Origin of the sequence: Acinetobacter sp. Ag2, from assembly GCF_001005515.1 — a bacterium.
Classification (GTDB): Bacteria; Pseudomonadota; Gammaproteobacteria; order Pseudomonadales; family Moraxellaceae; genus Acinetobacter; species Acinetobacter bereziniae.
In genome coordinates, this window is record NZ_LBNA01000057.1 from 1 (window position 1) to 14,398 (window position 14,398).

13 protein-coding genes are annotated in these 14,398 nt (G+C 43.4%); all 13 read left to right on the plus strand.

Going from position 1 to position 14,398, the window contains the following annotated elements; all coding sequences use genetic code 11:
• On the plus strand, positions 1 to 658 hold a 658-nt coding region (locus AAV97_RS16860; protein ID WP_155769261.1), incomplete at its 5' end, for a 3-oxoacid CoA-transferase subunit A.
• Entirely contained in the window at positions 655 to 1,311 is a 657-nt protein-coding gene (locus AAV97_RS16865; protein ID WP_046761176.1) for a 3-oxoacid CoA-transferase subunit B, read from the plus strand. The genes AAV97_RS16860 and AAV97_RS16865, both read left to right, overlap by 4 nt.
• Positions 1,312 to 1,443: 132 nt before the next feature.
• Entirely contained in the window at positions 1,444 to 2,652 is a 1,209-nt protein-coding gene (pcaF, locus tag AAV97_RS16870) for a 3-oxoadipyl-CoA thiolase (protein ID WP_046761177.1), read from the plus strand.
• Between the two features lie 8 nt (positions 2,653 to 2,660).
• The gene (locus AAV97_RS16875; protein WP_046761178.1) at positions 2,661 to 4,019 is read left to right on the plus strand and encodes a 3-carboxy-cis,cis-muconate cycloisomerase; all 1,359 of its coding nucleotides are present in this window, start codon (positions 2,661 to 2,663) and stop codon (positions 4,017 to 4,019) included.
• Positions 4,016 to 4,795, plus strand: coding sequence for a 3-oxoadipate enol-lactonase (pcaD, locus tag AAV97_RS16880; protein WP_046761179.1), 780 nt, complete (start codon positions 4,016 to 4,018; stop codon positions 4,793 to 4,795). The genes AAV97_RS16875 and pcaD overlap by 4 nt, the downstream gene beginning before the upstream one ends.
• 41 nt (positions 4,796 to 4,836) lie before the next feature.
• A complete protein-coding gene (locus AAV97_RS16885) occupies positions 4,837 to 6,189 on the plus strand; it encodes an MFS transporter (protein WP_009586504.1) in 1,353 nt (450 codons plus the stop codon).
• 31 nt (positions 6,190 to 6,220) lie between these two features.
• A complete protein-coding gene (gene pcaC / locus AAV97_RS16890; RefSeq protein ID WP_004828626.1) occupies positions 6,221 to 6,634 on the plus strand; it encodes a 4-carboxymuconolactone decarboxylase in 414 nt (137 codons plus the stop codon).
• 10 nt (positions 6,635 to 6,644) lie between these two features.
• Positions 6,645 to 7,370, plus strand: coding sequence for a protocatechuate 3,4-dioxygenase subunit beta (gene pcaH, locus AAV97_RS16895; protein ID WP_004828629.1), 726 nt, complete (start codon positions 6,645 to 6,647; stop codon positions 7,368 to 7,370).
• Positions 7,371 to 7,381: 11 nt separating this feature from the next.
• Positions 7,382 to 8,011, plus strand: coding sequence for a protocatechuate 3,4-dioxygenase subunit alpha (gene pcaG, locus AAV97_RS16900; RefSeq protein WP_004828630.1), 630 nt, complete (start codon positions 7,382 to 7,384; stop codon positions 8,009 to 8,011).
• Positions 8,012 to 8,246: 235 nt separating this feature from the next.
• The gene (aroD, locus tag AAV97_RS16905) at positions 8,247 to 9,026 is read left to right on the plus strand and encodes a type I 3-dehydroquinate dehydratase (protein WP_392390150.1); all 780 of its coding nucleotides are present in this window, start codon (positions 8,247 to 8,249) and stop codon (positions 9,024 to 9,026) included.
• 20 nt (positions 9,027 to 9,046) lie between these two features.
• Complete coding sequence (locus tag AAV97_RS16910) at positions 9,047 to 10,507, plus strand: right-handed parallel beta-helix repeat-containing protein (protein ID WP_046761181.1); 1,461 nt, start codon at positions 9,047 to 9,049, stop codon at positions 10,505 to 10,507.
• A 16-nt stretch (positions 10,508 to 10,523) separates the two neighbouring features.
• Positions 10,524 to 11,852 (plus strand): carbohydrate porin, encoded by a 1,329-nt coding sequence (locus tag AAV97_RS16915; RefSeq protein ID WP_046761182.1) that lies wholly within the window; start codon positions 10,524 to 10,526, stop codon positions 11,850 to 11,852.
• A gap of 16 nt (positions 11,853 to 11,868) precedes the next feature.
• Positions 11,869 to 14,292, plus strand: coding sequence for a glucose/quinate/shikimate family membrane-bound PQQ-dependent dehydrogenase (locus AAV97_RS16920; RefSeq protein WP_005030547.1), 2,424 nt, complete (start codon positions 11,869 to 11,871; stop codon positions 14,290 to 14,292).
• The last annotated feature ends 106 nt before the right edge of the window (positions 14,293 to 14,398 follow it).

Consider the following 14,398-nt stretch of genomic DNA (forward strand, 5'->3'; position numbering starts at 1 on the left):
GACAGAGGTTTTGTCACAAATCAAGGATGGTTCAACCATTATGATTGGCGGCTTTGGAACCGCAGGACAACCCGCAGAGCTAATTGATGGATTGATTGAGCTTGGCGTCAAAGACTTGGTCATTGTCAACAACAATGCAGGCAATGGCGATTATGGTTTGGCAAAACTCCTCAAATCAGGGGCTGTACGTAAGATCATCTGTTCATTCCAACGCCAGTCTGATTCATGGGTATTTGATGAACTCTATCATGCAGGCAAGATTGAATTAGAACTTGTTCCTCAAGGAAACTTGGCATGCCGCATTCAAGCAGCGGGAATGGGTTTAGGGGCAGTATTCACACCAACAGGTTTTGGTACATTGCTTGCCGAAGGAAAAGAAACCCGTCATATCGACGGAAAAGACTATGTGCTTGAGTATCCAATCAAAGCTGATTTTGCCTTGATCAAAGCCCATCAAGGCGATCGTTGGGGTAATCTGGTCTATCGTAAATCTGCACGAAACTTTGGACCGATTATGGCGATGGCGGCGGATATCACCATTGCACAGGTTTCTGAAATCGCAGAACTCGGTCAACTTGATCCTGAACATATCATTACACCCGGGATTTTTATACAGCATGTGGTTGCTGTCAATGCGACACAGGGAGAAGCAGCATGAGTTACCAAAAACTAAGCCGTGACCAAATTGCAGAACGTGTTGCGCAAGACATTCCCGATGGCGCTTATGTGAATTTAGGTATTGGTTTACCGACCAAAATCTCGAAATACTTACCTTCAGACAAAGATGTATTCCTACATTCTGAAAATGGTTTACTGGCTTTTGGTCCACCCCCTGCCAAAGGCGAAGAAGATCCTGAACTGATTAATGCAGGCAAAGAATTTGTCACCATGCTCACAGGCGGAAGCTTTTTCCATCACGGCGATTCTTTTGCCATGATGCGTGGTGGGCACTTGGATATTGCAGTATTGGGTGCCTTCCAAATTGCTGAAAATGGTGATCTTGCCAACTGGCATACAGGCGCACCTGATGCGATTCCTGCGGTGGGTGGTGCGATGGATTTGGCAGTCGGTGCCAAGAAAGTCTTTATCACCACTGACCATGTCACCAAACAAGGCGAACCCAAAATCGTGGCTGAGCTGACCTATCCTGTGACTGGCAAAAAATGTGTCGACCGTATCTATACCGATCTATGTGTGATTGATGTTACTCCAGACGGTTTAAAAGTGATTGAAAAAGTAGCGGGTCTCAGCTTTGAAGAATTGCAGTCGATGACGGGTGCTGAATTGCTTGATGCAACACAGCAGAATTAATGGATGAAATCCCCCTAAATCCCCCTTTGTTAAAGGGGGACTTCACCCAAATAAATAATGGGCTGAAGTCTCTCTCCTTTTTAAAGGATGAGAAGCACTGCTTCTTAAGAGAGATTATTTAAGGAAAAACACATGAAAAATGCTTATATCATTGATGCCATTCGAACTCCATTTGGTCGTTATGCGGGTGGACTTGCAACTGTAAGAGCGGATGATTTAGGTGCAGTGCCAATTCAAGCCTTGATGCAACGCAACCCTAGCGTGGATTGGCAAAAAGTCGACGATGTGATTTATGGCTGTGCCAATCAGGCAGGTGAAGACAACCGAAATGTGGGTCGTATGTCTGCATTATTGGCAGGGCTACCTGTCGAAGTGCCTGCAACCACCGTCAATCGTTTATGTGGTTCGTCACTGGATGCGATTGCGATGGCAGCACGGGCGATTAAAGCCAATGAAGCCGATCTGATCATTGCTGGTGGTGTGGAAAGCATGAGTCGAGCACCCTATGTGATGGGTAAATCCGAGAGTGCTTTTGGGCGTAGCCAAAAGATTGAAGACACCACCATGGGTTGGCGCTTTATCAATCCCAAGCTAAAAGACATGTATGGTGTAGAAACCATGCCACAAACCGCTGAAAATGTGGCTGAGCAATTCAACATCAACCGTGCTGATCAAGATCAGTTTGCATTGAACAGCCAGCAACGTACAGCAGCAGCACAGGCACAGGGCTTTTTTAAACAAGAAATTGTTGCTGTGACCATTCCTCAGCGTAAAGGTGATGCTTTGTTGGTGGATCAAGATGAGCATCCACGGGCTTCAACCACATTGCAAGCCTTACAAAAATTAAAAGGTGTGGTGAAAGCAGAAGGTACGGTAACTGCGGGCAATGCTTCAGGAATTAACGATGGTGCAGCCGCTTTACTGATCGCATCAGATCAAGCCGTTACACAGTATCAATTAAAACCACGTGCCAAAATCATTGCAGCAACAACTGTCGGTATAGAACCTCGAATCATGGGATTTGCACCTGCACCAGCGATCAAGAAATTACTTCAACAGGCACATCTGAGTTTGGCGCAGATGGATGTGATTGAGCTGAATGAAGCCTTTGCCGCCCAAGCTTTAGCGGTGACTCGTGATTTAGGCTTGGCAGATGATGATGCACGGGTCAATCCGAATGGTGGTGCGATTGCTTTGGGGCATCCATTGGGTGCATCAGGTGCGCGCTTGGTGACAACCGCCCTCAACCAACTTGAACAGATTCAAGGGCAATATGCTTTGTGTTCAATGTGCATCGGTGTGGGTCAAGGCATCGCCATGATTATTCAACGTGTCGAGTGAGGTCTGTGATGAGCCAGTTATACGCCAGCTTATTTTATCAACCTGATGTCACTGCGATCTTTAGTGATCAAGCTTTATTGGGTTATATGATTCAAGCCGAAGTCGCTTTGGCAAAAGCGCAGGCACAGGTCAATGTGATTCCAAAATCTGCAGCAACCGTCATTGAAAGCGTTGGGCAAGAAGCTTTAATGCACATAGATATCGATGCATTGGCTGTTGCAGCTGGTTTGGCTGGAAATGTTGCGATTCCTTTTGTGAAGCAATTTACAGCCTTAGTTAAACAGCAAGATGAAGATGCCGCCCGTTATGTACATTGGGGGGCAACCAGTCAAGATATTATTGATACAGCAACCATTTTGCAGTGTCGAGATGCATTGATCTTGATTGAGCAACAATTGCAACAGACGTATCAGGTCTGCTTAAAGCAAGCACAACAATATCGTGATCAAGTCATGATTGGGCGTACATGGTTACAACAGGCTTTACCGATCACACTTGGACATAAGTTTGCACGTTGGGCGGCTGCTTTGCAACGTGATCTTGAACGTCTTAATCGTATGCAACAACGAGTTTTAACCGCCCAACTGGGAGGTGCTGTAGGTTCGTTGGCTTCTTTGCAAGATCAAGGTTCAGCTGTGGTTGCAGCTTATGCATACTTACTCAATTTAACTGCACCGACATGTACATGGCATGGTGAGCGAGATCGCATGGTTGAGATCGCCAGCGCTTTAGCTTTGATTGTCGGCAATGTCGGCAAAATGGCAAAAGATTGGTCATTGCTGATGCAGACTGAAATCGCCGAAGTCTTTGAACCCACTGCAAAAGGTCGCGGTGGTTCATCCACGATGCCTCATAAACGTAATCCTGTTGCAGCAGCTTCAATCCTTGCAGCAGCCAATCGTGTTCCTGCTTTGATGGCAAGCGTTTACCAAAGTATGGTGCAAGAGCATGAACGTGCTTTAGGGGCTTGGCATGCTGAATGGTTGGCAATTCCTGAAATTTTTCAGTTATGTGCAGGTGCTTTAGAACGGACACATGATGTATTGGCACATATGCAAGTAAATGCAGTCGCCATGCAGCGTAATCTTGAGTGTACTCAAGGTTTAATCATGGCAGAAGCAGTCATGATGGCACTTGCAGTAAAAATTGGGCGTTTAAATGCGCATCATTTGGTTGAACAAGCATGTCAACAAGCAGTAGCTGAACAGAAACATTTAAAAACGGTATTAGCCGAGATGGATCAAGTCAATACCTACTTCAATGAGCAGGCGTTGCAAGCATTGTTTAACCCGACATCTTACTTGGGCAATATTCAGGCTCAAATTGATGCAGTACTGCAAGCCGCACAAGAGGATCAAAGATCATGATGATCAATAACCGTCAAGGACACCAACTTGCTGTGCAAGTACAGGGTTTGAAAGATGCTCCAGTGATTATGTTTTCCAACTCTTTGGGAACTGATCATGGGATGTGGCAAGCACAGGTTGCTGTATTCGCAGAGCATTATCAAATTATTACTTATGACACACGTGGTCATGGTGAGAGTGAGGTGGTTGCCCACACGACCTTGCAAAATCTAGCCGAAGATGCAGTCGATATCCTAGATGCTTTAAACATAAGAAAAGCACATTTCTGTGGTATTTCGATGGGTGGAATTACTGCGCTTGCTTTGGCGATCAACCATGCTGAACGTTTTCATAGTATTACCGTAGCAAATTCAGCCGCAAAAATTGGCACTGCCGAAGCGTGGAACAGTCGAGCGGAGAGTGTGGAGCAACATGGTTTAGCTGAAATCGTAAAAACGACACATACCCGTTGGTTTAGTGAGCATTTTGATTATGCTCATGATGTATTGGCACAAAAAACCATTCAAAGTTTAGCAATGACACCATCACAAGGCTATGCGAATGCATGTAGAGCTTTGGCAGATGCAGATGTTCGCGATCAGCTAAATCAAATCCAAATACCCACATTGATTATTGCGGGGCAGTATGACCCTGTCACCACAGTTCAAGATGCAGAATTTATGCATCAACTTGTTCAAAACAGTCAGCTTGAAATCTTGGCAGCTTCCCATTTATCCAATATTGAACAGCCTCAAGTGTTCAATCAGGCGCTGTCTAAGTTTATTCAAAGCATATAACCGCAAGGGTTAGAAAGGAATTCGCCTACAAGGAGGCAACTATGGCACAGGAATTTGCTGCCCCAAACAAGAGTATGGATGCGCAGGCGTTGATCAATGATGCACCTGTCAGTAAATATCAGTGGATGATTGCAATTATTTGTTTTCTCATCGTATTTGTCGATGGCATTGATACTGCTGCAATGGGCTTTATTGCACCTGCTTTGGCGCAAGATTGGGGCATTGATCGTTCCCAACTTGGACCTGTCATGAGTGCAGCACTGGGTGGAATGATCATCGGTGCATTGGTTTCAGGTCCTACAGCAGATCGCTTTGGTCGCAAGATTGTTTTGACTATTTCAATGCTGATTTTTGGTGGTTTTACACTGGCATCTGCTTATGCACAAGACTTAAACAGCCTTGTGATATTACGCTTTTTAACAGGTATTGGTTTAGGTGCGGCGATGCCAAATGCCACCACCTTGTTCTCAGAATATTGTCCACAGCGCATTCGCTCATTGCTCGTGACCTGCATGTTCTGTGGTTATAACTTGGGGATGGCGATTGGTGGATTTATCAGTAGTTGGTTAATCCCGACCTTTGGTTGGCACAGTCTATTTTTACTGGGTGGAATCGCACCACTGATACTCATGGTATTGGTCATTTTCGTGTTGCCAGAATCTTATCGCTTCTTGATTGTCAAAGGACGATCAACAGAGAAGGTTCGCAAAATTTTAAACCACATTGCACCAGAGCAGGTAAAAACTGCGCAAACATTTCATATTCCAGAAGAGCAGTCTGCTGTTGCAGAAAAGAAAAATGTATTCGGTATGTTGTTTTCAAAACAATATGCCAAAGGCACGCTCTTACTTTGGTCGACCTATTTTATGGGCTTGGTGGTGATTTATTTGCTGACCAGCTGGTTACCGACCTTGATGCGTGAAACGGGCGCGACCATGGAACGAGCTGCATTTATCGGTGGTTTATTCCAATTCGGTGGTGTGATGAGTGCCTTATTTATTGGTTGGGCGATGGATCGCTTTAATCCAAATCGCATTATTTCTGCTTTCTATTTTATCGCAGGTTTGTTTGCAGTCGCTGTGGGGCAAAGCCTAAGCAATCCAACTTTACTGGCACTATTGGTGTTATGTGCCGGGATAGCCATCAATGGTGCGCAATCTTCTATGCCTGCTTTAAGTGCTCGTTTTTACCCAACGCAATGCCGTGCAACAGGAGTTGCTTGGATGACGGGTATTGGACGATTTGGTGCTGTGTTTGGTGCATGGATCGGGGCTGTTTTATTGGGCAATGATTGGTCTTTTACTGCCATTCTCAGTTTGCTCATGATTCCAGCAACCGCAGCAGCCATCGCTATTTTTGTTAAATCTTTGGTTGCTCATACCGATGCAACCTAATGCTCATTTTTCTAGATGAGGAATAACGTCAATGAATGATGATCAACGCTATCAACAAGGGCTTAAAGTCCGTACCGAAGTACTTGGTGAACAACATGTCGGCCGCTCTTTAGCGAACCTAAATGATTTTAATCAAGACTTCCAGAATTTTATCAGTCGATTTGCATGGGGTGAAGTATGGTCTCGTGAAGGTCTACCTCGTCATACACGTAGTTTAGTGACCATTGCCATTTTATTGGCATTGGGACGAGAGGATGAACTCAGAATGCATTTACGTGCTTGTTTCAACAATGGTGTGACCAAGGATGAACTTAAAGAATTGATTTTACATAGTTCATTATATGCAGGTTTGCCAGCAGCAAATGCAGCAATGCATATGGCTGAAGACGTTTTTAAAGAGCTGGGTATCGAAGTGCAGCCTATTGCGACACCACTACAAGATTAAGGAGACCAGCATGTTAAGTCATACATTGGGTGCATATCCACAACGTAACACCGATGATCATCCGCCAGCATATACACCGGGCTATAAAACCAGTGTATTACGCTCGCCAAAAAATGCATTGATTTCGATTAATGAAACCTTGACAGAAGTGACCTCACCGCATTTTTCCCCCAATCTTTTTGGTGCGAAAGATAATGATTTGATTTTGAACTATGCCAAAGACGGTTTACCAGTCGGTGAACGTATTATTGTCCATGGCTATGTTCGTGATCAGTTTGGTCGTCCAGTCAAAAATGCCTTGTTAGAAGTTTGGCAAGCCAATGCTTCAGGGCGTTATCGTCATCCAAATGATAAGTTTATCGGCGCGATGGATCCAAACTTTGGTGGCTGTGGTCGTACTTTAACTGATGAAAATGGATTCTTCATTTTTCGTACCATTAAACCGGGTCCTTATCCGTGGCGTAACCGTATCAATGAATGGCGTCCAGCGCACATCCATTTTTCATTGATTGCAGATGGTTGGGCACAGCGCTTAATTTCGCAGTTCTATTTTGAAGGCGATACGCTGATTGATAGCTGCCCAATTTTAAAAACGATTCCTTCTGAAGATCAGCGTCGTGCCCTGATCGCACTCGAAGATAAAAACAACTTTATTGAAGCGGATAGCCGTTGTTACCGCTTTGATATTCATCTTCGTGGTCGTCGTGCGACTTATTTTGAAAATGATTTGACTTAAGGGTGAATACGATGAACGCATGGAATTTTCAAGAACTGAAAGAGACCCCATCTCAAACAGGTGGTCCTTATGTTCACATTGGCTTATTGCCTCAACAAGCCAATATTGAAGTGTTTGAACACAACTTTAATCACCAATTGACCAATGACAAAACTCAAGGGCAACGTATTCGCCTGGAAGGTCAAGTTTTTGACGGACTGGGTTTGCCATTAAGAGATGTGTTACTGGAAATCTGGCAAGCAGATAGCAATGGTGTTTATCCAAGTCAGGCAGATACCCAAGGCAAAACTGTAGATCCACATTTTCAAGGCTGGGGGCGTACAGGGGCGAATTTTGAAACAGGTTTTTGGCATTTTGAAACTGTAAAACCCGGTGCTGTAGCTGGACGTAAAGGTTCGATTCAAGCACCTCATATTGCCGTGGTGCTGTTTGCACGTGGCATCAACATTGGACTACATACCCGTATTTATTTTGAGGATGAAGTAGATGCCAATGCCAATGATCCAGTTTTAAACAGTATTGAATGGGCGACTCGTCGTCAGACTCTTATTGCCAAACGTACGGAAGTTGATGGCGAAATCGTCTATCGCTTTGATATTCGTATTCAAGGCGAAGACGAAACAGTATTTTTTGATATCTAAGTATTTTGTCAAATCTTACTTTGATCATCATGGAGTTTGATCAATTTATGATTTTCCTCCCCGTAAAAAGGGAGGATGAATGCGATTTAAGTACATTGGTTTAAAGCATAGGACATTAAAACAGTATCTATATTCGAATTATTTATTACAGATCATCTATTAAGGAAGATGGAAAATGAAATTAAAAAAAATTGCAGCAGTGATGCTGGCATTGAGCCCAATTTTTACATTGCAAATGACACAAGCACAAACACTTCCAGTACAGCGTGTTGAATTATCTGAACTGGCAAAACTTCCAGTGAAAACGATTGTACCGATTACTGCCAAAACTCAAGAACAAGCCTTGGCGCAAGCCAAAGTGATTGCAAGTAATCCCGATGCAGATTTAGCGGAATTCCGTATCGACTTGCTCGACTTTGCCAGTAACACACAACAAGTGATTGCTTTGGGGCATCAACTTAAACAGATTTTAGGCAGCAAGCCGATGATTGCTACCATTCGCACACACAATGAAGGTGGGCAGTTGACCATCACTGATGCGGATTATGCAAAAACTTATCAAGCTTATTTAAAGCAGCCATTTATGGATATGTTAGATGTGGAGATGTTCCGAGATCCACAAGCTGTAAACAATATCATAAAACTGGCACATGCTAAAAAAGTATTGATTGTGATGTCGAATCACGATTTTAAAAAGACACCCAATGAAGATGAGATCATTCAACGTTTACTTAAACAGGATGAGCTTGGTGCAGATATTTTAAAAATCGCAGTGATGCCACAAAGCAAACAAGATGTATTCACCTTAATGAATGCCACTTTAAAAGTGAGTCAACAATCCAAAAAGCCATTATTGACCATGTCGATGGGCAAGTTGGGCACTATTTCTCGAATTGCTACGGCAAATATGGGCGGCAGCTTTAGCTTCGGCATGATCGGTGAAGCTTCTGCACCTGGTCAAATTGATGTAACCCAATTGAAGCAGTTATTGAAAACTGTTCAACCTACACCATAATTTAAAAGGACTTTTAAGACATGCAATTGATTTCTTTACGTTTAAGCGCATTGGCGATAGGGCTTGCAGTTTCTGGTTTAACGATGGCGGAAAGCTATGTGGTAGACCGTTATCAGGATGACAGTGAAAAAGGTTCATTGCGCTGGGCAATTGAACAGGCAAATGCCAAACCGACTGAGGCCAGTGAGATTTTGATTCAAGCGGTTGGGACAGCACCTTATACCATCAAGGTGAATAGTCCTTTACCTGAGATCAAAGCACCCGTAAAAATTACGGGAACCCAATGGGCGAAAACAGGTGAATTTATCGCCATTGATGGTTCAAATTATATTAAAGGGACAGGCGTTGAAGCTTGTCCGGGAGCGGTTGAAGGGCAGTTTGGTACCAATGTGCGTACCACAACTTTACCAGGCTTGGTTTTGCGTGATATCAACGGGGTCACCATTCAAGGTGTAGAAATTCGCCGTTTCTGTATTGGTATTTTAATGAATCGTGCCAGTAATAACCTGATTCAAAATAACCGTATTATGCATAACTATGGTGGTGCAGGCGTGATGTTGACAGGGGATGATGGCAAGGGCAATCCAACCGCAACCACCACCAATAACAATAAAGTGCTGAATAATTATTTCCAAGACAATGGTGATGGGCTTGAATTAACCCGTGGTGCAGCATTTAACTTGGTTGCAAATAATCACTTTATTTCAACATCTGCAAATCCAGAACCATCGCAAGGTATTGAGATTTTATGGGGCAATGACAATGCCGTGGTGGGCAATAAGTTTGAAAACTATTCAGATGGCTTGCAGATCAACTGGGGCAAGCGAAATTATATTGCCTACAATGAACTGACCAATAACTCGAATGGTTTTAACTTAACAGGTGATGGCAATATTTTTGACAGCAATAAAGTCCATGGAAACCGTGTTGGTATTGCGATTCGTTCTGAAAAAGATGCCAATGCACACATCACGCTTACCAAGAACCAAATTTGGAATAACGGTCAAGACATTAAGCGCTGTGAAGCGGGGGGGAGTTGTGTACCTAATCAACGTGTAGGTGCGATTATCTTTGATATTCCGGGATTGGAACATGCGCACTTTGTGGGTTCACGTGGTCATGGTGTCAAGATTGATCCTGCAAATTTACAGAAAACTTGTCAACAGCCGAATGAGCAAGGTTGTAATGCTCAACCAAATCAAGGCATTCAAGCACCTAAATTAAGCTATGCCAAAGGTCAAGTTACGGTTGAAGTCAAGGGGCAACCAAATCAACGTTATCAGATTGAGTTCTTTGGAAACACTTCAGCGAGCTCAAATGAAGCAGAATTTTATTTAGGTTCAGCTGTTGCTGCGACCAATGGACAAGGTCTAGCCAAGCTTTTATGGAAACCGACCAATAAAGTCGCATCTGTTACCGCAAATATTACAGATCGTTTGGGTGCAACTTCTGAACTCAGTTCAGCTGTGAAATTAAAATAACAATCAGGAGCTTGAGATGAATTCAAAAAGATTTTTGATCAAACTGAGTTGCTTGACTGTTGCGCTTTGTACTGTTCAACACAGCTTTGCGAATCAACCGTGGTCACAGGATCGTCAGTGGTTATTGGGTGATTGGAATGGTGAGCGTCAACAACTGGAAAAACAAGGTTATAAATTTACTGCTTCTATTATGAGTCAAGCAGCCACCAATTTAGATGGCGGTTATAACGATAGCAATACTTTTAAAAATGCAGCGCAACTGGCGTTAGGTGCAAATTTTGATCTAGAGAAAATAGCAGGTTGGGACAATACCACCGCCAATATTTTAATCACCAAGCGTGATGGCAATGCTTTGACTTTGGATCGTATTAAAGATCCTCGTTCGAGTGCATTGGGAAATTCACAAGAAATTTATGGTCGAGGTAAAATTTGGCGTCTGACTCAAGCATGGGTCAAAAAAGGATTTGCTGACAATACAGTTCAATTCAAGATTGGGCGTATGGGCATGTCTGACGACTTCAATGGTTCACAGTGTGAATTCCAGAATTTATTACTATGTGGCGGACAGCTTGGAAAATCTATTGGCTCCATTTGGTACAACTTACCTGTGGGGCTATGGGGAACCAATGTTAAATATCAATTTGCGCCAGATTGGACACTGGGTGTGGGTGTCTATGAAGTCAATCCAGACAATATTAAAACCGCCAAAAATAGCGATGGTTTTAATTTGGATATGAATAATGTCAAAGGTGCAACAATTCCTGTTGAACTGGCTTGGCGACCGAAACTCGCGACATTCGATGGTTTGCCAGGTGAATATAAAGTCGGTGCATTGTATTCGACAGCTGAAGCCAATGATATTGCAACCACGGGTAAAGTACATGACGGTAAACACAGTTTTTGGTTGAATGCACAACAACAATTGAGCCAAAAAGGCAATGATCCTAAACGTGGTCTATATGCCAGTGTGAATGTCGTGGTGAATGATAAAGCCACCACAGCAGTCCAAAGCACACAACAATTGGCGCTTTGGTACAAAGGACCATTTGATGGTCGTCCAAATGATTCTATTGGTTTTGGTATTGCCAATTATGTGGTGAATGATCGTTATAAAGACCGTCAAATTGCGCTGAATAATGGTCGTGGTTATGACGAATACGATGCATTTGCAGCAGACTATGTTCCTGTTCAACGTGATGAGTTAAATATTGAACTGAACTATACCTACCAATGGTCACCAGCGGTCATGCTCAGACCAAATCTACAATATATTCATCAACCTGCAGGTGTTAAAGAAGTGGATGATGCATGGGTTGCAGGTTTAAGCATGCGTGTAAATTTCTAATCTAGGAGTATGACGTATGTCTGAATCTTCGAACTCACATACTATACTGAAAATATGGTGTTTTATTTTAGCATTGGCTTTATTACTCACAGGACTGTTTTTTACAGTGGGTGGGATAAAACTGGTGACCTTGGGGGGATCATGGTATTTCGTGATCTCTGGCGTACTCACCTTAGCTTCTGCGATTTTCATTTTTAAGAAAAAAGTGATCGGTGTTGGCTTATTCAGTCTGGTTTTTATCGGTACATTGATTTGGGCTTTGATTGACGCAGGTTGGGAGTTTTGGCCTTTATTCTCAAGACTGATGTTTCCAGCAGGCTTATTTGCAGCATTGATGTTTAGTTTACCAGCCATTCGCCGTTATCAAGCTCAACCGAGCATGAGTCTACCTGCTTATGGCTTGGGTGTTGTGACTGTTGTTGGGATGCTGATTGGACTTTATCAGATGTTCCAACCACATCCAACGGTTGCTGCAACGGGGCAGGCATTGCCATTGGTTCCTGTTAAAACAGACATGAAACAAACCAACTGGCAACATTATGGGCAGGATGCAGGGGGAAGCCGTTTCGCTGCATTAGATCAAATCACTCGAGATAATGTACATCAGTTAAAAGAAGCATGGCGTTTCCGTACAGGTGATTTTACTACAGGTACAGGCAATGGTGCTGAAGATCAAATGACCCCATTGCAAGTCGGCAATAAGATCTACTTATGTACACCGCACAATAACATTTTTGCCTTAGAAGCAGATTCAGGAAAACAACTTTGGAAAGCTGAAGTGAATTCTAAGTCTGATGCGTGGGAACGTTGCCGTGGTGTGGCTTATTTTGATTCAACCCAAGCATTGGTTCAGCCAACTTTGGCAGGTGCTACGCCTGTTCAAGCTGTGGCAAACAATACCTCATGTTTGCGTCGTGTTTATACCAACACGCCTGATGGTCGCTTAATCGCAGTCAATGCGGATACAGGTGAACGCTGTAAAGATTTCGGGGTGGATGGTACTGTAGACTTACTCAAAGGTTTGGGTGAGGGAACCACTGCACCACGATTTGAAGTAACCTCAGCACCAACCATCGCAGGTACAGTGATTGTTGTGGGAAGTCGAATTGCGGATAACTTTGCAGCAGATATGCCCGGTGGTGTGATCCGCGCTTATGATGTGATTACAGGGCAATTGCGTTGGGCTTTTGATCCACGTAATCCAGATCCAAACCATGTGTTAAAAGAAGGTGAAACGTATAAACGCAGTTCAGCAAACTCATGGGCTGCGATGTCTTATGACCCGCAAATGAATACGGTATTCTTGCCGATGGGCAGTTCTTCTGTGGATGTTTGGGGTGGCAATCGCCAACCGTTGGACCATAAATACAATTCATCTGTCTTGGCTTTGGATGCGACTACGGGCAAGGAAAAGTGGGTTTATCAAACTGTTCATAATGACTTATGGGATTTTGATTTACCGATGCAACCGAGTTTGGTCGATTTCCCAATGAAAGATGGTTCGAATAAACCTGCTGTGGTGATTGGAACGAAATCCGGTCAGTTTTTTGTCTTGGATCGTTTGACGGGGCAACCTTTAACCAAGGTGATTGAGCAAGCTGTCAAGCCAGCAGATATTCAAGGTGAACAATATAGTCCGACACAACCTCGCTCTGTTGAAATGCCGCAGATTGGTAATCAAACCATTACTGAATCGGATATGTGGGGCGCTACACCATTTGATCAATTGATGTGTCGTATCAACTTTAAATCAATGCGTTATGAAGGCTTATATACTGCACCGGGTAAAGATAAATCGTTAAGTTTCCCAGGCTCTCTCGGTGGTATGAACTGGGGCAGTATTGCTTTCGATCCAAGTCATCAATATATGTTTGTCAATGACATGCGCTTAGGTTTATGGATTCAGTTGATTGAACAAACACCTGAAGATTTGGCTAAACAGGCAAATGGTGGTGAGAAGGTCAATACTGGGATGGGTGCAGTACCGATGAAAGGTACGCCGTATAAAGTCAATAAAGATCGTTTCTGGTCGAAGTTGAATATTCCATGCCAAAAACCGCCTTATGGCACCATGACTGCGATTGATATGAAAACTCGTCAAATTGCATGGCAAGTACCAATGGGAACAGTAGAAGATACTGGACCGATGGGGATTAAGATGGGGCTGAAAGCACCGATTGGAATGCCAACCATTGGTGGTCCAATGGCAACGCAAGGTGGTTTGGTATTCTTTGCTGCAACGCAAGATTACTACCTACGCGCTTTGGACTCATCTTCTGGTAAAGAGCTTTGGAAAGCACGCTTACCTGTGGGTAGCCAAGGCACACCGATCAGCTATGTATCTCCGAAAACAGGCAAACAATATGTCATGATCACAGCAGGTGGAGCGCGTCAATCACCTGATCATGGTGACTATGTGATTGCATATAGTTTGAAATAAGTCTTTATTTTAAACACTAGCAAAAACTGCAATCCTAAGTGATTGCAGTTTTTTTATGAGTTTTTCTAAATAGCTTGGATCATTAACAAATAATGAATAAGACTTT